At 73.0% G+C, this 19,702-nt stretch carries 18 protein-coding genes; 13 read left to right on the top strand and 5 right to left on the bottom strand.

Annotated elements, in window-relative coordinates; translation table 11 throughout:
• The first annotated feature begins 11 nt into the window (after positions 1-11).
• The 13 genes from CNQ36_RS29725 to CNQ36_RS29665 are packed head-to-tail and all read left to right on the top strand — an operon-like array spanning position 12 to position 14,362.
• Positions 12-1,532 (top strand): right-handed parallel beta-helix repeat-containing protein, encoded by a 1,521-nt coding sequence (locus tag CNQ36_RS29725; RefSeq protein ID WP_121548231.1) that lies wholly within the window; start codon positions 12-14, stop codon positions 1,530-1,532.
• A 1-nt stretch (position 1,533) separates the two neighbouring features.
• Entirely contained in the window at positions 1,534-2,766 is a 1,233-nt protein-coding gene (locus CNQ36_RS29720; RefSeq protein ID WP_121548230.1) for an O-antigen ligase domain-containing protein, read from the top strand.
• Positions 2,767-2,768: 2 nt separating this feature from the next.
• Positions 2,769-4,010, top strand: coding sequence for a glycosyltransferase (locus CNQ36_RS29715; protein ID WP_121548229.1), 1,242 nt, complete (start codon positions 2,769-2,771; stop codon positions 4,008-4,010).
• Positions 4,007-5,242: a class I SAM-dependent methyltransferase gene (locus tag CNQ36_RS29710; protein ID WP_121548228.1), complete on the top strand. Its 1,236-nt coding sequence runs from the start codon at positions 4,007-4,009 to the stop codon at positions 5,240-5,242. The genes CNQ36_RS29715 and CNQ36_RS29710 overlap by 4 nt, the downstream gene beginning before the upstream one ends.
• Positions 5,239-6,048: a glycosyltransferase family protein gene (locus tag CNQ36_RS29705; RefSeq protein ID WP_121548227.1), complete on the top strand. Its 810-nt coding sequence runs from the start codon at positions 5,239-5,241 to the stop codon at positions 6,046-6,048. Before CNQ36_RS29710 ends, CNQ36_RS29705 begins: the two co-directional genes overlap by 4 nt.
• The gene (locus tag CNQ36_RS29700) at positions 6,045-6,692 is read left to right on the top strand and encodes a PIG-L deacetylase family protein (protein WP_004924169.1); all 648 of its coding nucleotides are present in this window, start codon (positions 6,045-6,047) and stop codon (positions 6,690-6,692) included. Before CNQ36_RS29705 ends, CNQ36_RS29700 begins: the two co-directional genes overlap by 4 nt.
• Before the next feature lie 3 nt (positions 6,693-6,695).
• Positions 6,696-7,721, top strand: a complete 1,026-nt coding sequence (locus tag CNQ36_RS29695) for an NAD-dependent epimerase/dehydratase family protein (RefSeq protein ID WP_121548226.1) — start codon at positions 6,696-6,698, stop codon at positions 7,719-7,721.
• Entirely contained in the window at positions 7,709-8,992 is a 1,284-nt protein-coding gene (locus tag CNQ36_RS29690; RefSeq protein ID WP_121548225.1) for a DUF4910 domain-containing protein, read from the top strand. The genes CNQ36_RS29695 and CNQ36_RS29690 overlap by 13 nt, the downstream gene beginning before the upstream one ends.
• 5 nt (positions 8,993-8,997) lie before the next feature.
• Positions 8,998-10,308 (top strand): MATE family efflux transporter, encoded by a 1,311-nt coding sequence (locus CNQ36_RS29685; protein ID WP_121548640.1) that lies wholly within the window; start codon positions 8,998-9,000, stop codon positions 10,306-10,308.
• Complete coding sequence (locus CNQ36_RS29680) at positions 10,305-11,252, top strand: glycosyltransferase family 2 protein (protein WP_004924180.1); 948 nt, start codon at positions 10,305-10,307, stop codon at positions 11,250-11,252. The genes CNQ36_RS29685 and CNQ36_RS29680 overlap by 4 nt, the downstream gene beginning before the upstream one ends.
• Entirely contained in the window at positions 11,249-12,472 is a 1,224-nt protein-coding gene (locus CNQ36_RS29675; protein WP_121548224.1) for a polysaccharide pyruvyl transferase family protein, read from the top strand. The genes CNQ36_RS29680 and CNQ36_RS29675 overlap by 4 nt, the downstream gene beginning before the upstream one ends.
• On the top strand, positions 12,469-13,020 hold the full coding sequence (gene rfbC, locus CNQ36_RS29670) for a dTDP-4-dehydrorhamnose 3,5-epimerase (protein ID WP_121548223.1): 552 nt from the start codon (positions 12,469-12,471) through the stop codon (positions 13,018-13,020). The genes CNQ36_RS29675 and rfbC overlap by 4 nt, the downstream gene beginning before the upstream one ends.
• A 7-nt stretch (positions 13,021-13,027) precedes the next feature.
• Positions 13,028-14,362 carry a glutamate-1-semialdehyde 2,1-aminomutase gene (locus CNQ36_RS29665; RefSeq protein WP_121548222.1) on the top strand — a complete coding sequence of 445 codons (1,335 nt, stop codon included), beginning with the start codon at positions 13,028-13,030 and terminating at the stop codon, positions 14,360-14,362.
• A 2-nt stretch (positions 14,363-14,364) separates the two neighbouring features.
• On the opposite strand, the gene CNQ36_RS29660 is transcribed toward CNQ36_RS29665, so the two are convergent.
• From CNQ36_RS29660 to CNQ36_RS29640, 5 genes are all read right to left on the bottom strand, one after another.
• Positions 14,365-15,051: a phosphatase PAP2 family protein gene (locus tag CNQ36_RS29660; RefSeq protein ID WP_121548221.1), complete on the bottom strand. Its 687-nt coding sequence runs from the start codon at positions 15,049-15,051 to the stop codon at positions 14,365-14,367.
• A 100-nt stretch (positions 15,052-15,151) separates the two neighbouring features.
• Positions 15,152-15,610: a MaoC family dehydratase gene (locus CNQ36_RS29655; protein WP_121548220.1), complete on the bottom strand. Its 459-nt coding sequence runs from the start codon at positions 15,608-15,610 to the stop codon at positions 15,152-15,154.
• 73 nt (positions 15,611-15,683) lie between these two features.
• On the bottom strand, positions 15,684-17,018 hold the full coding sequence (locus tag CNQ36_RS29650; RefSeq protein ID WP_040908444.1) for an MFS transporter: 1,335 nt from the start codon (positions 17,016-17,018) through the stop codon (positions 15,684-15,686).
• A gap of 238 nt (positions 17,019-17,256) precedes the next feature.
• Complete coding sequence (locus CNQ36_RS29645) at positions 17,257-18,516, bottom strand: acetyl-CoA C-acetyltransferase (protein WP_121548219.1); 1,260 nt, start codon at positions 18,514-18,516, stop codon at positions 17,257-17,259.
• Positions 18,517-18,626: 110 nt separating this feature from the next.
• Positions 18,627-19,535, bottom strand: coding sequence for a LysR family transcriptional regulator (locus CNQ36_RS29640; protein ID WP_004924202.1), 909 nt, complete (start codon positions 19,533-19,535; stop codon positions 18,627-18,629).
• Between the last annotated feature and the right edge of the window lie 167 nt (positions 19,536-19,702).

The following is a 19,702-nucleotide window of genomic DNA, read 5'->3' as shown; positions in this document are numbered from 1 at the left end:
GGAGGGGACAGGTGCGGAGCGAGGGGCGGCGCCGGGCGTTACCGGCGGCACCGCTGGTGCTGGTCCTGCTGGCGGCGACCGGCTGCGAGAGCACGCCGGACTCGCGGCCGGAACCGACCGCCGCATGGTCCACGCCCGTGGCCCGGGTGTGCGCCGAGCCCGGGGCCGGGCCCTCCGGGGCGCCGGCCGGCGCCGTCACGGTCGACCCCTCCGTGACCGGTGATGTGGCCGCGAAGACCAGGAACAGCCCTCCGCACACCACCTTCTGGCTCCGGCCGGGCACCCACCGGCTCGCCGCCGACCGCTACGCGCAGGTCGTCCCCAAGACCGGCAACGTCTACCTCGGCGCGCCGGGCGCGGTGCTCGACGGCCGGAAGACCAACCAGTACGCGTTCGGCGGCACCGCCCGCGACGTCACCCTCCGCCACCTGACCGTGCAGGGGTTCGTCGCGCCGCACGACGAGGGCGTGGTCAACCACGACTCGGCCGACGGATGGGTGATCGAGCACTCGACGATCCAGAACAACTCCGGCGCCGGACTGATGGCCGGCGCCCGCCAGCGGGTGCGCGCCAACTGCCTGCGGGCGAACGGCCAGTACGGCATGAACGCCTACAAGGCCGGCGGCCCCCTGCGGGACCTGGTGGTCGAGGGCAACGAGATCACGGGCAACAACACCGACGACTGGGAGCGGAAGCGGCCGGGCTGCGGCTGCACCGGAGGCGTCAAGTTCTGGTCCGTCGACGGCGCCGACATCCGCGGCAACTGGGTGCACGACAACCGCGGAGCCGGCCTGTGGGCGGACACCAACAACAACGACTTCCGCATCGAGGAGAACGTGCTCGAGGCCAACGACGGCGCCGCGCTGATCTACGAGACCAGCTACAATGCGGTCGTCCGCGAGAACACCATCCGGCGGAACAACTGGGTCGAGGGCCGCAAGTCCGCCGACCGCGGCGACTCCTTCCCGTTCGCGACCGTCTACGTCTCCGAGTCCGGCGGCGAACCCAGGATCCCGGCCCGCACCGACCGGATCGAGATCCACCGGAACGTGCTGGAGGACAACTGGTCCGGGATCACCCTGTGGGAGAACGCCGACCGGTTCTGCAACAGCCCGGCCAACACCTCCTCCGGCGACTGCACGCTGCTGGTGAAGGACACCGGCCGCTGCACCCGGCCGGAGATCGCCACCGCGCCGCTGTACGCCGACTGCCGGTGGCGGACCCAGCGGGTGGACATCCACGACAACCGCTTCGTGCTGGACAAGTCGGTCGTCGACTGCGCGGTGAAGTGCGACCGCATGGCGGTGCTGGCCAACTACGGCACCTACCCGGACTGGTCGCCGTACCAGGGCGAGCGGGTGGCCGAGGCGATCACCCTGGAGCAGCACAACCGCTGGCACGACAACGTCTACATCGGGCCCTGGAAGTTCGTCGCCCACGACCCGAGCCGGGTACTCGACTCCGCGCAGTGGCAGGGCGCCCCCTACCGGCAGGACGCGGGCAGCACCTTCCGCGCACGGGACGGTGGTTGAGATGACCGCCGGCCGCATGCCGAAGGCCGTGGGGACGGCCTGGGGACTGCTCGTCCTCAACACGCTCGGCTCCGCGGGGGCGGAGACCATCGTCCCGCTGCCCCGCTCCCTCATCCAGATGGTCACCATGGGCGCGCTGGCCGCCGCGTTCGTGCTGGCGCTCGCGGTCAATCTCCGGCTGCGCGTCCGCCCGAGCGCCTTCCTGCTGCTGCTCACCCTGCTGCTGGTGCCGAGCGTGATCTCCAGCGCGGACCTGGAGTCCGGGTTCGGCGCGCTGTTCCGCTGCGCCCGGCTGGCCCTCTTCGTCGGCACGCTGTGGCTGCTCAGCCGCTGGTGGGACGGTGGCCCGGGGTTCGTCAGGCACCACATCCGGATGTACTTCCTGGTGCTCTGCTCGGTCGCCGCCGGCCTGGTCGTCTCACCGGGCGCCGCGATGCCCGAGCTCTACGGCGGACGGCTGGTCGGCGCGCTGTGGCCGCTCACCCCGCCGCAGATCGGCCAGTACGCCGCGGTGATCACCGGGCTGTCCGTGCTGCTCCTGCTGGGCGGCCGCACCGACCGCCGCAGCGCGGCGCTGGTGGCCCTGCCGGCGCTCGTCCTGCTCGCGCTGACCCACACCCGCACGGCCACCCTCGGCCTGCTGGCCGGGCTGATCCTGGCGATCGGCTCGCTCGTCCTGACCAGCGCCGCCGCCCGCCGCTTCTTCACCTGGGCGGTGGCGTGCGCGGCCGTGGCCGCGGTGGGGTTCGGCTCCGTGCTGCAGGCGTGGTTCCTGCGCGGACAGAGCCAGGAGAACTTCGCCAGCCTCACCGGCCGGGCCAAGGTCTGGGACGCCCTGCTGGCGGCGCCCCGGACGACCTCGGAGTACGTGTTCGGGGCGGGCCTGGGCGACAAGTCGTTCGGCGGGCTGCCCATCGACAACAGCTGGCTGGCCGTCTACCACGAGCAGGGGGTGTTCGGCGTCACCCTGGTGGCGGCGGCCGTGGCCGTGCTGGGCGGGGTCGCGCTGCTGCGGCCGCCGTCGCTGTCGAGGGCCTGCGCGATCTTCCTGATCAGCTACTGCGCGATCGCGTCGTACACCGAGGCGGGGCTGGGCGACGCCTCGCCCTATCTGCTGCATCTGACCGTGGCCGCCTCGCTGTTGGCGGCGCCCGCCGCGACCACTGCCGTCCCGGCGCCCGACGTGCCCCGCCGGCGCGTCCCGCGGTGGGCCCGGACCCCGGAGGTGACCTGAGCATGGACGTCCTGGTGGTGCACAACCGCTACGCCTCGGCGCAGCCGAGCGGGGAGAACAAGGTCGTCGACCAGGAGGTGGCGCTGCTGCGGTCGGCCGGCCACCGGGTCGAGGTGTTCGAGCGGCGCAGCGACGACATCGCCGCACGGTCCCTGCCGTCCAAGGCCGCGCTGCCGCTGCTCGTGCCGTGGAACCCGGCGGTCCGCAGGGAGCTGGCCGCGCGGCTGCGGGCCGGGCGGCCGGACGTGGTGCACATCCACAACGTCTTCCCGCTGCTGTCGCCGGCGGTGCTGGCCGCCTGCGCCGACGCCGGCGTGCCCGCCGTCGCCACGCTGCACAACTACACCCAGATCTGCCCGCCCGGCACACTGCAGCGGGACGGCCGGCCGTGCACCGAGTGCGTCGGGGCCACGCCGCTGCCCGCCGTCCGGCACGGCTGCTACCGCGGCTCCCGGCTCGCGACGGTGCCGCTCGCGGTCAGCCTGTCGGCCAACCGGCGGCGCTGGTGGACCGGCGTGGAGCGGTTCCTGTGCATCTCCGCGGCGCAGCGCGACGTCCTGGTGCGGGCCGGCATGCCGGCCGAACGGCTGGCGGTGAAGCACAACTTCGTGCCCGAACCGGGGGTCCGCCGCACGGGCGCCGGCGAGCACCTGCTCTATCTCGGCCGGCTCGCGGAGGCCAAGGGCGTACGGCTGCTCATGGCCGCGTGGGACGAGCTCGCCGCCGCCGGGGGTGTGGGCGTGCCGCTCGTGATCGCCGGGACGGGGCCGCTGGAGGACGAGGTGACCGCCTGGGCGGCGGGCCGGGACGACGTGCGGTACGCGGGCCTGTACGACACGGACCGGTGCCGCCTGGCCATCGCGGGGGCGGTCGCCGTGGTGGCCCCCTCCACCTGGCTGGAGGCGTTCGGCCTGGTGGCCGTGGAGGCGATGGCGGCGGGGGTCCCGGTGGTCGCCGCCGGCCACGGCGCCTTCACCGAACTCGTCGAGGACGGCGGGACCGGGCTGCTGCACCGGCCGGGCGACGCCGCCTCGCTGGCGTCCCGGATACGCCGGATCACGGCCGAGGAGGACCGCAACCGGGAGATGGGCCGGGCGGCCCGGCGCCGTTACGAGCGGGGTTTCAGCCCGGCCGTCGGCCTGGAGCGCCTGCTGGAGGAGTACCGCACCGCGATCGCGGGTCGGTCAGCACTGGCTCGCGGCGGGGACACCCGCGCGGGCAGGGGGGATGGGGACAGTAGATGACACACTGCCGACTCTGCGGCTCGGAAGCGATGGCGAGCGTCGTCGATCTCGGGGCGACGCCACCGTGCGAGAGCTTCCTCGCCGCGGACCAACTGGACAGACCGGAGCCGGCGTACCCGCTGCACCTGCGGGTCTGCGCCGACTGCCGACTCGCACAGATCCCGCCGCTGATCACGCCGGAGGACACGTTCAGCGAGTACGCGTACTTCTCGTCCTATTCGACCTCCTGGGTGGAGCACGCGCGCACCTTCGTCACCGACGCCGCGGCGCGCCTCGAACTCGGCGCCGGCTCCTTCGTGGTGGAGGTGGCCAGCAACGACGGGTACCTGCTGAAGCACGTCGTGGACCGGGGGATCCGCTGCCTGGGCATCGAGCCCTCGGTGAACGTCGGCGCGGCGGCGCGGGAGGCGGGGGTGCCCACGCTCACCGCGTTCCTGGACCCGGACACCGGCGCCGGCGTCCGCGCCGAACACGGCCCCGCGGACCTGGTCGTGGCGAACAACGTGTACGCGCACATCCCCGACGTGGTCGGGTTCACCCGGGGGCTGCGCGCCCTGGTCGCCGACGACGGCTGGGTCTCCGTGGAGGTGCAGCACCTGCTGACCCTGATCGAGGAGAACCAGTACGACACGATCTACCACGAGCACTTCCAGTACTACACGGTCGCGTCCGCGACCCGGGCGCTGGCGAGCGGCGGACTCGCCCTCGTGGACGTCGAGTTGCTGCCGACGCACGGCGGTTCCATCCGGCTGTGGGCCCGCCCCGCCGAGGTGGCCGGCGAGCCGTCCCGGCGGGTGGCGGAGGTGCTGGACCGGGAGAAGTCCGCCGGCCTCCAGGAGCTGTCCGGGTACGCCGAGTTCTCCGCGCGGGTGGCCAAGGTGCGCCGGGACCTGCTGCGGTTCCTCATCGACGCGGCCGAGCGCGGTGAGACGGTCGTCGGCTACGGCGCCCCGGGCAAGGGCAACACCCTGCTCAACCACTGCGGCATCCGGCCCGACCTGCTCCCGTACACGGTCGACCGCAACCCGTACAAGCACGGCAGGTTCACCCCGGGCACCCGCATCCCGATCCTGCCGCCCGAGCGGATCGCCGCCGACCGGCCGGACTACGTCCTGGTCCTCCCGTGGAACCTGCGGGCCGAGCTGACCGAGCAGCTGTCCTACGTGCACGAATGGGGCGGCCGGCTGGTCTTCCCGATACCGGAACTGAGCATCGTCGAGGTGGGGGCATGAAGGTCGTACTGTTCTGCGGCGGCTACGGGATGCGGATGCGCAGCGGAAGCTCCGACGACGTGCCCAAGCCGATGGCGATGGTCGGGCCGCGACCGCTGATCTGGCACGTCATGCGGTACTACGCGCACTTCGGGCACACGGAGTTCGTCCTGTGCCTCGGCTACGGGGCCCACCACATCAAGGACTTCTTCCTCTCCTACGAGGAGACGACGTCCAACGACTTCGTACTGCGCGGCGGGCGGACGGAGTTGCTGTCCACCGACATCGCCGACTGGACCATCACGTTCGCGCAGACCGGCATCGAGTCGCCGATCGGGGAGCGGCTGCGACGGGTGCGGCACCACCTGGACGGCGAGGAGATATTCCTCGCCAACTACGCCGACGTGCTCACCGACGCCCCGCTGCCGGAGATGATCGACCGGTTCTCCCGGCGCGACGCGGGCGCTTCGATGATGGTGGTGCCGCCGCAGTCCTCGTTCCACTGTGTGGACCTGGGCGAGGACGGCCTGGTGGGCGGTATCACTCCGGTGAGCGAACTGCCGCTGTGGGAGAACGGCGGCTACTTCGTGCTCCGCCAGGAGGTCTTCGACCACATCCCGGAGGGCGGGGACCTGGTCGCCGACGGATGCGCCGGACTGGCCAAGCGGGGACGGCTGGTGGCGCACCGGCACCGCGGCTTCTGGAAGCCCACCGACACGGTGAAGGAGCGGGCCGCGCTCGACGACGCCTACGCCCGGGGCGACCGCCCGTGGGCCGTGTGGGAGCGGGACGGCGCGGGGGCGGGCGCCGGGGTGAGGACCGCGTGATCCGGCTCGGCTCCGGGCGCCTGGACCGGGTCGTCGCGGTGGGCGCGCACTGCGACGACATCGCCATCGGCGCCGGCGGCACCCTGCTCACCCTGTGCCTGGCCCGGCCCGGCGTCCGCGTCGACGCGCTGGTGCTCTCCGGCGGCGGCGGCGAGCGGGAGGAGGAGGAGCGGGCCGCGCTCGCCGCCTTCTGCCCGGGCGCCGACCTGCGGCTGACCGTGCTGAAACTGCCGGACGGCCGGATGCCGGCGCACTGGGAGGAGGCCAAGTCCGCGGTCGAGGAGCTGCGCGGGCGCACCGAGCCCGATCTCGTGCTGGCCCCGCGCACCGAGGACGCCCACCAGGACCACCGGGGCCTGGCGAAGCTGATGTCCACCGCGTTCCGCGACCACCTGGTGCTCGGCTACGAGATCGTCAAGTGGGACGGCGACCTCGGCCGGATGGCGGCGTACCAGCCGCTGTCGCCGGACCTCGCCGAGCGGAAGGTGCGGCTGCTGCAGGAGCACTACCCCTCGCAGCGGCACCGGCCCTGGTACGACCGGGAGGCCTTCCTGGGGCTGGCCCGGATCCGCGGCATCGAATGCCACGCCCGCTACGCCGAGGCGTTCGCCGTCACCAAACTCACTCTGAACCTGGGGGATTGAACCGTGCGCGTACTGCTGACCGGACATCAGGGCTACCTGGGCACCGTGATGGTCCCCGTGCTCACGGCCGCGGGCCACGAGGTCGTCGGTCTCGACGCCGGCCTGTTCGCCGACTGCGTGCTGGGCCCGCGCCCCGCGGACCCGCCGGGGCAGCGGGTGGACCTGCGGGACGTCACGGCCGAGCACGTGGCCGGGGTGGACGCCGTGATCCATCTGGCCGCGCTGTCCAACGACCCGCTGGGCTCGCTGGCTCCCGAACTCACCTACGACATCAACCACCACGCGTCCGTGCGGCTCGCCCGGCTCGCCCGCGACGCCGGGGTGCAGCGCTTCCTGTACGCGTCGACCTGCTCGGTCTACGGCGCCGCCGGGGGTGACGACCTGGTGGGCGAGGACGCCCCGCTGCGCCCGGTGACGCCGTACGCGGAGTCCAAGGTGCGGGTGGAGGACGACCTGCACGCCCTGTCCGACGGCGACTTCAGCCCGGTGTACATGCGCAACGCCACCGCCTTCGGCCACTCCCCCCGGCTGCGCGCCGACATCGTGCTGAACAACCTGGTGGGCCACGCCCTCCTGTCCGGCGAGGTCCTCGTGCTCTCCGACGGCACCCCCTGGCGCCCGCTGGTGCACGCCGCCGACATCGCCCGCGCCTTCGCCGCCGCGCTGGTCGCGCCACGGGAAGCGGTGCACGACCGGGCGTTCAACATCGGCAGCGAGGTCAACAACGTCACGGTCGCCGAGATCGCCGGGCAGGTCGCCGAGGCGGTCGCCGGTTCCAAGGTGGTGATCACCGGGGAGACCGGCGCCGACCCGCGGTCGTACCGGGTGGACTTCTCCCGGTTCCGCGCCGCGGTGCCCGGCTTCGACTGCGAGTGGACGGTGAAGCGGGGCGCGCTCGAACTCGCCGACGCCTACCGCAAGCACGGGCTGACCCGGGAGGACTTCGAGCAGCGTTTCACCCGGCTCGCCGTGCTGCGCGCGGCGTCCGACGCCGGCACCGTCGACGACACCCTGCGGTGGCGCCGGTGACCGGGACGGGCGAGGAGATGTACGCGCTGGTGGAGCGGTTGTACCCGCTCTGCCGGAGCATCACCGGCGACGGGGTGCGCGCCACCCTGGACATCGTCGGCGAGTACGTCCCGCTGCGGGTGCACGAGGTGCCGACCGGGACGCAGGTGCTCGACTGGACGGTGCCGCAGGAGTGGAACATCCGGGACGCCTACGTCGCCGACGGCACCGGACGCCGGGTCGTCGACTTCGCCGCGTCCAGCCTGCACGTCCTCGGCTACAGCGTGCCGGTGTCGGCGACGATGCCGCTGTCCGAGCTGCGTGAGCACCTGTACACGCTGCCCGACCACCCGAAATGGGTTCCGTACCGCACCAGTTACTACCGGCCGGAGTGGGGTTTCTGCCTGGCGCAGGAGACCCTGGACGCGCTGCCGGACGGCGACTACGAGGTGCGGATCGACTCCACGCTCGCCGACGGCCACCTCACCTACGCCGAGCACGTGGTGCCGGGGCAGGTCGCCGACGAGGTGCTCGTCTCCTGCCACGTCTGCCACCCGTCGCTGGCCAACGACAACCTGACCGGGATCGCGGTGGCGACGTACCTGGCGCGGGCGCTGGCGGAGCGGACGCCTTACTACACCTACCGGTTCGTCTTCGCCCCCGGCACCATCGGGGCGATCACCTGGCTGGCGCGCAACGCGGAGCGGGTGGAACGGGTGCGGCACGGTTTGGTGCTGGCCTGCGCCGGCGACCCGGGCGACCTGACGTACAAGCGGAGCAGGCGCGGCGACGCGGAGATCGACCGGGTGCTGCGGCATGTGCTGACCGCCTCCGGACGGCCGCACCGGATCACCGAGTTCACCCCGTACGGCTATGACGAGCGGCAGTACTGCTCGCCCGGGTTCGATCTCGGCGTGGGCTCGCTCAGCCGGACCCCGTACGCGGGCTATCCCGAGTACCACACCTCGGCGGACGACCTGGAGTTCGTCTCCCCGGAGGCGATGGAGGACACCCTCGCGGTCTGCCGGGAGGCGTTCGCCGTGCTCGACCGGAACCGGCGGTACGTCAACCTCAGCCCCTACGGCGAACCGCAGCTGGGGCGGCGGGGGCTGTACGACTCGCTCGGGGGCCGCAGCGACGCCAAGGAGGCCCAGATGGCCATGCTCTGGGTGCTCAGCCTCTCCGACGGCGAGCACGGTCTGCTGGACGTCGCCGAGCGGTCCGGGCTGCCGTTCGACACCGTCGCCGCCGCCGCCGACGCCCTGCACGGCGCCGGACTGCTCAAGGCGTGACGCCGATGACCACCGAGGGGGAGAAGACGACGGCCACGGCGGCCCCGGCCGGTTCCGCCCGGCGGACCGTCACCCGGGCCGTCGTCGGCCGGCTGTCCTGGGGGCTGGCCGACCAGGCGGCCTCCAGCCTGTCCAACTTCGCGGTGGGCGTCTATGTGGCCCGTTCGCTGGGGCTGACCGCGTTCGGCGTGTTCAGCCTGGCCTGGGTGACCTATGGCGTGGTGCTCAGCGTCTCCCGCGGCCTGGCCACCGACCCGCTCGTGGTCCGTTTCAGCGGCGTGCCGGACGCGTCCTGGCGGGGGGCGGTGGCCCGGTCCTCGGGTACCGCGCTCGGCGTCGGCGCCGTCATCGGCGCGGGGTGCCTGGCGGCCGGGCCGGTGCTCGGGAGCAGCGTGGGGCCCGCGTTCGTCTGCCTCGGCGTCATGCTGCCGGGGCTGCTGCTGCAGGACGCCTGGCGGTACTCGTTCTTCGCCGCCGGCGCCGGGCGGAAGGCGTTCGTCAACGACGTGGTGTGGGGCGTCGCGCTCGTCCCGGCCATGGTGGTGGCGGCCCGGGTGGGCAGCGTGGCCGCGTTCGTGCTCGCCTGGGGCGGGTCCGCCGCGGTGGCCGCGCTGTACGGCTGCTTCCAGTCCGGTATCCGGCCACGGCTGACCGGGGCGCGCGAGTGGGTCCGCGACCACCGCGACCTCGGCTACCGGTACCTGGTGGAGAACACCAGCGTCAGCGGCGCGAGCCAGCTGCGGGCGTACGGGCTCGGCGCGATCGTCGGGGTCGGCGCGGTGGGGGTGATCCGGGGCTCGGAGCTGCTGCTCGGCCCGTTCCTCGCCGTGCTGATGGGGCTGACGCTGGTCACCGTCGCGGAGGCGGCGCGGATGCTGCGGCAGGCCCCGCACCGGCTCGGGAGGTTCTGCCTGCTCCTCGGCGGCGGGCAGGCGGTGGCCGCGCTGCTCTGGGGAGCGGTGCTGCTGCTGATGCCGGACCGGGCGGGCGAGCTGGTGCTCGGCGACGTCTGGCCCGGCGCCTCGGAACTCATCGTGCCGGCCACGCTCAGCGTCGCGGGCGCCGGCCTCGGCAGCGGCGCCGCGGCCGGGCTGCGCGCGCTCGGCGCGGCCCGGCTCAGCCTGCGCTGCCAGCTGTTCGCCTCCGCCTGCTACGCCGGCGGCGGGATCGGCGGCGCGGCCGTCGGCGGCACGATCGGCTCGGCCTGGGGCGTCGCCACCGCGTCCGCCTGCGGTTCGGCCGTGTGGTGGCTGCAACTGCGGTCCGCGCTGCGCGAGCGCCACCGCACCCCCCTTCGCGAAGAGAGGACACCATGACCGACCGACCCAGGCTGAGCATCGGCCTGCCCGTGTACAACGGCGAGGAGTACCTCGCCGAGGCGTTCGACGCCCTGCTCGGCCAGACGTACGAGGACTTCGAGCTGGTCGTCTCCGACAACGCCTCGACCGACGGCACCCAGGACATCTGCCGCCGGTACGCCGCGAAGGACTCGCGTGTCCGCTATCTCCGGCTGCCCCGCAACATCGGCGCCGCGCCGAACCACAATCACGTGTTCACCGAGTGCCGCGGCGAGCTGTTCAAGTGGGCCTCGCACGACGACCTGTACGCCCGGGACCTGCTGCGGCGCTGCGTCGAGGCGCTGGACGAGCGGCCCGGCGTGATCCTCGCGCACAGCGGCCAGGCGGTCATCGACGGCGACGGCGAGGTGAAGGTCCCCTACGAGTACGGGCTCGCCACCGACTCGCCGCACGCGCCGGAGCGCTTCCGCAGCCTGCTGTTCGAGCCGGGCGGCGACGACTTCTACGGGGTGATGCGGGCCGACGTGCTGCGCCGGGTGAAGCCGCACGACAGCTACCACCACGCGGACCGCACCTTCGTCGCCGAGATCACCCTGCACGGCCCCTTCCACCAGGTGCCGGAGCTGCTGTACTTCCGCCGCGACCACCCCACCCGCGCCGAGCGGGCCAACCCGGGCAAGCGCTCCCGGTGCGTCAACCTGGACCCGCGCCGGGCGGGCCCGCTGCACCCGACGCCCCGGCTGCTCGCGGAGTACGTGTGGGGATTCGTCGCGGCGATCCGGCGGGCGCCGCTCTCCCCCGCCGACCGGCGCGCCTGCTACCGGCACCTGGCCGCGTGGATGGCCTCCCGGGTCCGGCCGGGCGCCGGCGAGCGGGTCGAGGACCGCGCCCCGGTCGACCCGGACCGGCTCACCGTCTCCGTCGACGCGCTGGTCGCCGGCCGCGAGGGGAGGCGGGCATGAGGCCCGTGAGGGTGGGGGTGTTCGGCCTGCTCGGCTCCGGCAACATCGGCAACGACGGATCGCTGGAGGCCGTGCTCGGCCATCTCCGCGCCGAGCACCCGGACGCGGTCGTGGACGCGCTGTGCGGCGGACCCGAGGCCGTCACGGCCCGGTACGGGATCCCCGCGACGCGGCTGAACTGGTACCGCGGGGAGTACCGGACGGCCTCCCGTGCGGGCGCCGTCGCGGCCAAGGGCCTGGGCAAGCTCGTCGACGTCGTCCGCACCGCCGCCTGGACGCGCCGGCACGACGTGGTGATCGTGCCGGGCACGGGAGTGCTGGAGACCACGCTGCCGCTGCGGCCGTGGGGCTTCCCGTACTCGCTGTTCCTGCTCTGCGCGACCGGCCGGCTGTTCGGCACCCGGGTCGCGCTCGTCGGCGTCGGCGCCGCCGCGATCGGCAACCGGCCGACCCGGACGCTGACCCGCTGGTCGACGCGGCTGGCCTCCTACCGGTCGTACCGGGACACCATGTCCCGTGACGCGATGCGGGCGATGGGCGTGGACACCGCCCGCGACGAGGTCTACGCGGACCTCGTGTTCGCCCTGCCGGCACCGCGGGCGGGCGAGCCCGCGGGCCCGCCGGGCACGGTCTGCGTCGGCGTCATGGACTTCCACGGGAGCAACGACGAACGCGACCGGGCGGAGGAGATCCACCGGCGCTACCTCGACGGGACGACCCGCTTCGTCCGCGCGCTGGCCGGGGACGGTCGGCCGGTCCGGCTGCTCACCGGCGACGAACTCGACGTGCCGGTCGCCGGGGCGATCCGCGACGCGGTGGACTCGCCGCTGGTCACCGTCGCCCGGACGGCTTCGCTGGCCGACCTGATGAAGGAGATGGCGGCCGCCGACACCGTGGTGGCGACCCGCTACCACAACCTGGTCTGCGCGCTGAAGGTCGGCACCCCCACGCTCGCCGTCAGCTACTCGGCGAAGAGCGACACGCTGATGGCGGAGATGGGGCTGGGCGAGTACTGCCACCCGGCGCGCGAGGCCGACGCCGACCGGCTCCTCCAGCAGTTCCGGGAGCTGGAGCGGCGGTCGGCGGAGGTCCGCGCGACCCTCTCCGAACGGAACCTGGTCGTCGCCCGGCGCGTGCGGCACCAGTTCGCCGCGCTGAGCGCGGCCCTCTTCCCCGCGGCCGATCACCCCCGGGCGCACGCCCGACAGGAGACCCCATGAGAGCGACCGAAGTCCCGGCGATCGCCGGCGCGTACCTGTTCGAACCGACGCCGTACGCCGACGAACGCGGCTTCTTCTGCCGCACCTTCGACGCCGAGATGGTCCGCTCGGCCGGCCTCGACCCGGACGCCTTCGTCCAGGACAGCCTGTCCCGCTCGGTGAAGGGCGTGCTGCGCGGGCTGCACCTGCGCTCCGGCGAGGGCGAGGCGAAACTGGTGCGCTGCTCGTACGGGAGGATCTTCGACGTGGTCGTGGACCTGCGGCCGGACTCACCCACCTATCTGGGCCGGGCCACCTTCGAACTGTCCGGCGAGACGCAGGCGACCCTGTACGTCCCGGCGGGGTGCGCGCACGGCTTCCAGGCGCTGACGGACACCGCCGACACCTCGTACCGCATCGACCGCCCGCACGATCCGGCCGAGGACGTGACGATCGCCTTCGACGACCCGGAGCTCGCCATTCCGTGGCCGCTGCCGGTCACCTCGATGTCCCGGCGGGACCGGGAGGCGCCGGGACTCGCCGAGGTACTGAAGCAGAGGGAGAGCTGAGGCCCACGTGAGCACCGAAGACGTCGAGGGGTTCCGCCTGCCCCGGTCGCGGGAGGCGAACGAGCGGCTGCACGCCCTGATCCCCGGCGGCGCGCACACCTACGCCAAGGGCGACGACCAGTACCCCGAGGACCTGGCCCCGGTCATCAGCCACGGCCGCGGCGCCCATGTGTGGGACGTCGACGGCAACCGCTACGTCGAGTACGGCTCCGGCCTGCGCTCGGTCAGCCTCGGCCACGCCCATCCGCGTGTGACCGAGGCGGTGCGGCGCGAACTGGACCGCGGCGGCAACTTCGTCCGCCCGTCCCTGCTGGAGGCCGAGGCCGCGGAACGCTTCCTGGCCACCGTGCCGACCGCCGAGATGGTGAAGTTCGCGAAGAACGGCTCCGACGCCACCACCGCCGCCGTGCGCCTCGCCCGCGCCGCCACCGGGCGCCCGCGGGTGGCGATCTGCGCGGACCACCCGTTCTTCTCCGTCGACGACTGGTTCATCGGCACCACACCGATGTCCGCCGGCGTTCCGGCGGCGACCGGCGACCTCACCGTGACGTTCCCGTACGGCGACCTGGCCGCCACGGAGGAACTGCTCACCCGGTACGAGGGCGAGGTCGCCTGCCTGGTCCTCGAACCCGCCACCCACACCGAACCGCCGCCCGGGTACCTCGCCGGCCTGCGCGCGCTGGCCGACCGGCACGGCTGCGTCCTGGTCTTCGACGAGATGATCACCGGTTTCCGCTGGTCCGAGGCGGGCGCCCAGGGCCTCTACGGCGTCGTCCCCGACCTCTCCACCTTCGGCAAGGCGCTGGGCAACGGGTTCGCCGTCTCCGCGCTGGCCGGGCGCCGGGGGCTGATGGAGCGGGGCGGGCTGCGCCACTCCGGCGACCGGGTGTTCCTGCTCTCCACCACGCACGGTGCGGAGACCCACTCCCTGGCGGCCGCGATGGCCGTGCAGACCGTCTACACCGAGGAGGGCGTCACCGCGCGGCTGCACACCCTCGGCGAGCGGCTGGCCGCCGGTGTCCGCGACGCCGCGGCGGGCATGGGCGTCGGGGACCATGTCGTCGTCCGGGGCCGGGCCAGCAATCTGGTCTTCGCCACGCTGGACGAGCGGCGGCGGCCGTCGCAGGAGTACCGCACCCTGTTCCTGCGCCGGCTCCTCGCGGGCGGGGTGCTGGCCCCGTCGTTCGTGGTGAGCGCCGCGCTGACCGACGCCGACATCGACCGCACCGTCGCCGTGGTGGCCCAGGCGTGCGCGGTGTACCGCAAGGCGCTGGACGCCGGCGACCCCACGCCCTGGACGGGCGGGCGCCCGGTGAAACCGGTGTTCCGCCGCCGGGCGTGACGTCAGGGGCGCCTTCTCGACCACGCGTCGGCCGGCCACGCGGCCGCCGGGACCACCGCGAGGGCGGTGCACCAGCCGCCGAGGACGTCGGTCGGGTAGTGCGCCCCCAGGAGTACCTGCGCCCAGCCCATGGCGGCCCCGGCGGCCAGCGCGGCGGCGAGCACGAGGGACAGGCCGGCCGCCCTGCCGAGGCCGAGCCGGCCGGTCACGAGCAGCGCCACCACGAGGACGAACGCGGTGAGGAAGGCGGTGTGCCCGCTCGGGTAGGACAGGTTGTCGTCGCCGTGGATGGTCCGTCCCACCAGCGGCTTGAGCAGTGTCGTCGCCCCGACGGCCAGAGCGGGGCCGCCCACGGCGAGCAGCGCCGCGCGGGGCCACCGGATCAGCAGACAGCCCGCCACGGCGGCCGTTACCAGCACCGCCGCGCCCAGGGGCTCCCCCAGGAAGTCCGTCGCCAGCGCGACGTCGCGCCACGTCGGCCCCGCCCGGTCCACGGCCGCCCAGATCCGCGCGTCCACCCTGCCGGGCTCGCTCTCACCGGCGTGCAGCACCCCGAGGACGAGGACGACCAGCCCGGCGAGGCCCGCCATCACCCCCAGCCACCCGCGGAGCGCGGGAGGGAGCACCGCGCGCTCCGGCCGGCCGGCCGTACGCCCACCGCGGGTGAGCGGGGTCAGGTCATCCAACATGGGTCCATCATCGCCGCCGCGCCCCGCGGACGCCGGGCCTTGTGGGCGATTCGGCCACGGCGCGCTTCGCCCCCCTTACGTCAGCGCTCCCTGATGCCCGTCACGGGTAGTAGTGCGTGAGGGACTCGGCCGCGCAGGCCGGTTTGGCGGAGTCCTCCAGCTCGAAGGTGAAGGACCGCGTCACCTGCACTCCGCCCCGCTTGACCGGTTCGACGGCGGCGACGGACGCGTGCAGGCGGACACGGCTGCCGACCGGCACCGGGGCCGGGAAGCGCACCTTGTTGACCCCGTAGTTGAGGGCCATGCCGACGCCCCGCACCTCGAGCAGTTCCGAGAACAGCGGGATGCCCCAGCTGAGGATCATGTAGCCGTGGGCGATGGTCCGGCCGTAAGGCCCGGCGGCGGCGCGCTCCGTGTCGGTGTGGATCCACTGGTGGTCGCCGGAGACCTCGGCGAAGGCGTCGATGAGCTCCTGGGTCACCGGCCGCCAGCCGGAGTGACCGAGGTCCTGGCCGGCGAGACCGGTGATCTCGTCGATGCCGTGGACGATGCGGGGCATGGGCGGGTGGCCTTTCTGTGGTGCGGTGCTCCCGGACGGGACGCGGTCGGGCGGGCGGGGCCCGGCGGGCGGGTCAGGCGGCGGCCATCGCGCCCGCCGGCTTCTCCTCCGCCCCGGCCGTCTCGTCGTAGTTGCGGCGCTTGAGCAGGAGCAGCATGCAGACGAGGGTCAGGGCGACCTGGAACAGGGCGTACGCGATCACGGCGGTGATGGAGCCGGTCTGGTTGAGCAGGAACTGCCCGACGATCGGCGTGGTGCCGCCGAGGATGGTGCCGCACAGCTGGTAGCTCAGGGAGATGCCGGTGTAGCGCAGGTGCGCCGGGAAGCGGCTGGCGAGCAGGCCGGCGAGGGCCGCGTAGTAGAGGCAGTGCGGGATGGTGGCGACGACCACGCCGAGCATGGCGAGGGCGTAGTTCTCGGTGGCGATCAGCATGAACATCAGCGGCATCAGGACGAGTTCGGGCACCAGCATGATGGTGACCGCGCGCGCCATGCTGTTCATCCTGGTGGCGATGACGGCGCCGAAGGGCTGGACGAGGACCTGGGTGACGTTCGCGACCAGCAGGATCGTCAGGAACGAGCTGCGGTCGAAGCCGAGGCTGCTGGTCGCCCAGGACAGGGCGAAGGTCCCCTTGAAGTAGGTGGCCGACAGACCGATGGTGCAGGCGCCGATGCCGAGAGCGATCAGCCCGGGGTGCTTGCGGAAGATCTCGAGGACCGGGACCTTCACGACCTCCTTCTTCTCGATGATGCCGGCCATCGCCGGGGACTCCTCGACCTTCATCCGGACGAGGAGTCCGACGAAGACGAGTGCGGCGGAGGCAATGAACGGCACGCGCCAGCCCCAGGAGACGAAGTCCTCGTCGGGCAGCTGGCTGATCGCGAGGAAGCTGAGGGTGCTGAGCGTGTTGCCGACCGGGGAGCCCTGCTGGGCGAAGGCGCCGTACAGGATCGACTTGCCCTTGGGGGCGTGTTCGGAGGCGATGAGGACGGAGCCGCCCCATTCACCGCCCAGGCCGATGCCCTGGATCATGCGGATGAGGATCAGCAGGATGGGAGCGGCCACGCCGATGCTGGCGTAGCCGGGGAGCAGGCCGATGGCGGTGGTCGATATGCCCATCATCAGGAGGGTGATGACCAGGGTCTTCTTGCGGCCGAGCCGGTCACCGAAGTGACCGAAGATGATGCCGCCGAGGGGCCGGGCGAGGAAGCCGACCCAGAACGTGCCGAACGCGACGAGGGTGCCGATGGCGCCTTCGAGCTCGGGGAAGAAGACCTTGTCGAAGACCAGTGCGGCCGCGGTCCCGTAGATGTAGAAGTCGAACCATTCGATGGTCGAGCCGATGAAGGCTCCGATTCCTGCTCTGCGCGCGGTTTTGTTCCGTGCCTGGCTCGGGGTGGTGCTCATGACGGCTCCCATGGGCAGCGGTGATCAGGGGAAGTGGAGGGGGGTGGGTTTTCGTGCTCCGCAGCGCGGCGGCGACGCGCCTGCCATCGGACGGGGCGTCCGTCCCGTGCGATGGCGCAACGCTGCCAGTCCCCGCCTATAGCGGTCCAATACCGAATAACGGATTCAGTGAGACGGTTCGCGTATCAGTGGTCGCGGTTCCCCGCGCGGTGCGGGGCGGCGGCGTAGGTGTCGGCACCTAGGGGGCGACGCGTTCGAAGACCGCGGCCAGTCCTTGTCCGCCGCCGATGCACATCGTCTCCAGGCCGAAGCGCGCCTGCCTGCGGTGCATCTCGCGGGTCAGGGTGGCCAGGATCCGGGCGCCGGTCGCCCCGACGGGGTGGCCGAGCGAGATGCCGGAGCCGTTGACGTTGATGCGCGCGTGGTCGGCGTCGGACAGCCCGAGGGCGCGGGTGCAGGCGAGTACCTGCGCGGCGAACGCCTCGTTGAGCTCGATCAGGTCGAGGTCGGAGAGCGTCAGTCCGGCGCGGTCCAGCGCGGTGAGGGTGGCCGGCACGGGGCCGATGCCCATGGTCTCGGCGGGGACGCCCGCACGGGCGAACGAGACCAGGCGCACGAGCGGGGTGAGGCCGAGCCGCTCGGCGGTCTCCCGGGTGGTGACGAGGCAGGCGGCGGCCGCGTCGTTCTGGCCGCTGGCGTTGCCGGCCGTGACGGTCGCCTCCGGATCGGAGGCGCGCATCAGGGGCTTGAGGCCCGCCAGGGTCTCGGCGGTCGTGTCCGGGCGGGGGTGCTCGTCCTTGTCCACCACGACGTCGCCCTTGCGGGTGCGTACGGTGACGGGCACGATCTCGTCGTCGAACAGGCCCTCGGCCATGGCCCGCGCGGCGCGCTGCTGCGACCGCAGGGCGAGCGCGTCCTGGTCCTCGCGGCTGACGGCGAACTCGCGGCGCAGGTTCTCGGCCGTCTCGATCATGCCACCGGGGACGGCGTGGTGCTCCCCGCCCGCCGTGACGCGGCCGCGCGCCAGGGAGTCGTGCAACTGGAGTCCGGCGCCGCGGATCCCCCACCGCCCCTCGTGCGTGTAGTAGGGCGCCGCGCTCATCACGTCGACGCCGCCCGCGACGACCACCTCGCTGAAACCGCACCGGACCTGCATGGCGGCGTCGAGCACGGCCTGCAGGCCGGAGCCGCAGCGCCGGTCGATCTGCACGCCCGTCACCCGGTCGGGAAGGCCGGCGTCGAGTGCGGCGACCCGGCCGATGGCGGGGGCGTCGGCGGTGGGGTACGCGTGACCGAGGACGACCTCGTCGATGCGCTCCGGGTCGACGGCGCTCTCCCGGACGACGGCCGAGACGACGTGCGCGGCGAGAGCCGCCGGACGCTGACCGGCGAGCGCGCCCCCGAAGCGGCCGATGGGGGTGCGCAGGGGTGCGCAGACGACGACGTCGGTTCCCGCCGCCGACGTCGGCCGTGAGGGGTTCGCTGGCTGTTCGGACATGCTGGGGGGACCTTTCCGGTCAGACGGACAACGGCGTCCGGCTGACCTTCGCATCCCCCTGTCGTTCAACTCCAATACTCAGTTGGTAGCGGACTGATACCCCTGGCGTCTTATTCCGCTACACAGCCGGGCGGCGTGGGCAGGGCCTCCTCGGCGACGGCGAGGACGGTGCGCAGCGCGGCGGAGGGGTTGTCCGCCCGCCAGGCGAGAGCGGCGTGCAGCCGCACGGGGTCCCCGTCGAGGGGCCGGTAGACGAGGCCCGTGCCCTGGACGTGCTGGACGGACGTCAGGGTGAGGGTCACGCCCACCCCTGCCGCCACCAGCGCCAGGATGGTGTGCGAGTCGGGCGCCTCCTGGGTGACCCGCGGGACGACGCCCGCCTTCTCGCACGCCTCCGTCATGGCGTCACGCAGGCTGGATCCCGCGTTGGACGGAAAGGTGACGAAGGGTTCCTGGGCGAGGTCGGCGAGCGCGATGCGCTCCTGGCGGGCGAGGCGGTGGTCCGACGGCAGGGCGCAGATCAGCTCCTCCTCGTAGATCACCCGGGTCCGTACGCCGGGACGGCGGGCGGGGAGCCGGACGAACCCGAGGTCGAGGGTGCCCTCGGCGACGCGGGCGAGGGCGGTGTTTGCGTACGTCTGTCCGGCCAGGACGAGCTCGATGCCCGGATGGGAGGCGCGGACGGCGCGGGTGAGCAGGGGCAGCGCCTCGTGGCTGGACGCTCCGGCGAATCCGACGGTCACCCTGCCGAACTCCCCGCGCCCGGCGGCCTTGACCGCTCGGGTGGCGAGGTCGAGGTCGCGCAGCACCGTGCGGACGGGACCGAGGAAGGAGTCCCCGGCGCTGGTGAGCCGCACGGACCGGGTGTTGCGTTCGAAGAGCTGTACGCCGAGTTCCTTCTCCAGCTGCCGGATCTGCTGGCTGAGCGGCGGCTGCGCCATCTGGAGCCGGCGGGCGGCCCGTCCGAAGTGGAGTTCCTCGGCGACGGCCACGAAGGCGGTCAGATAGCGCAGTTCCACGGAGTTCTCTCCCTCGCCGCCCTCGGCGTTCCCCGGCATTTATCTGTTCGACGTCTCGATCTCACCTTAATTCGGTATTGGACGGCAATCAATGGCTCCTGGCACGGTGTGACGCGACACTCGCACCCCCTCCGAGGAGCTGCCACCCGTGGACCGATCCATGGACT

It is taken from the genome of Streptomyces fungicidicus, assembly GCF_003665435.1.
Classification (GTDB): Bacteria; Actinomycetota; Actinomycetes; order Streptomycetales; family Streptomycetaceae; genus Streptomyces; species Streptomyces fungicidicus.
This window is presented reverse-complemented; position numbering and strand designations above follow the sequence as displayed.

Coding starts and splice junctions, on each gene's coding strand:
- CNQ36_RS29720 (WP_121548230.1), top strand. CDS start 1,534: ATGACCGCCGGCCGCATGCCGAAGGCCGTGGGGACGGCCTGGGGACTG.
- CNQ36_RS29715 (WP_121548229.1), top strand. CDS start 2,769: ATGGACGTCCTGGTGGTGCACAACCGCTACGCCTCGGCGCAGCCGAGC.
- CNQ36_RS29710 (WP_121548228.1), top strand. CDS start 4,007: ATGACACACTGCCGACTCTGCGGCTCGGAAGCGATGGCGAGCGTCGTC.
- CNQ36_RS29705 (WP_121548227.1), top strand. CDS start 5,239: ATGAAGGTCGTACTGTTCTGCGGCGGCTACGGGATGCGGATGCGCAGC.
- CNQ36_RS29685 (WP_121548640.1), top strand. CDS start 8,998: ATGACCACCGAGGGGGAGAAGACGACGGCCACGGCGGCCCCGGCCGGT.
- CNQ36_RS29680 (WP_004924180.1), top strand. CDS start 10,305: ATGACCGACCGACCCAGGCTGAGCATCGGCCTGCCCGTGTACAACGGC.
- CNQ36_RS29675 (WP_121548224.1), top strand. CDS start 11,249: ATGAGGCCCGTGAGGGTGGGGGTGTTCGGCCTGCTCGGCTCCGGCAAC.
- rfbC (WP_121548223.1), top strand. CDS start 12,469: ATGAGAGCGACCGAAGTCCCGGCGATCGCCGGCGCGTACCTGTTCGAA.
- CNQ36_RS29660 (WP_121548221.1), bottom strand. CDS start 15,051: ATGTTGGATGACCTGACCCCGCTCACCCGCGGTGGGCGTACGGCCGGC.
- CNQ36_RS29655 (WP_121548220.1), bottom strand. CDS start 15,610: ATGCCCCGCATCGTCCACGGCATCGACGAGATCACCGGTCTCGCCGGC.
- CNQ36_RS29650 (WP_040908444.1), bottom strand. CDS start 17,018: ATGAGCACCACCCCGAGCCAGGCACGGAACAAAACCGCGCGCAGAGCA.
- CNQ36_RS29645 (WP_121548219.1), bottom strand. CDS start 18,516: ATGTCCGAACAGCCAGCGAACCCCTCACGGCCGACGTCGGCGGCGGGA.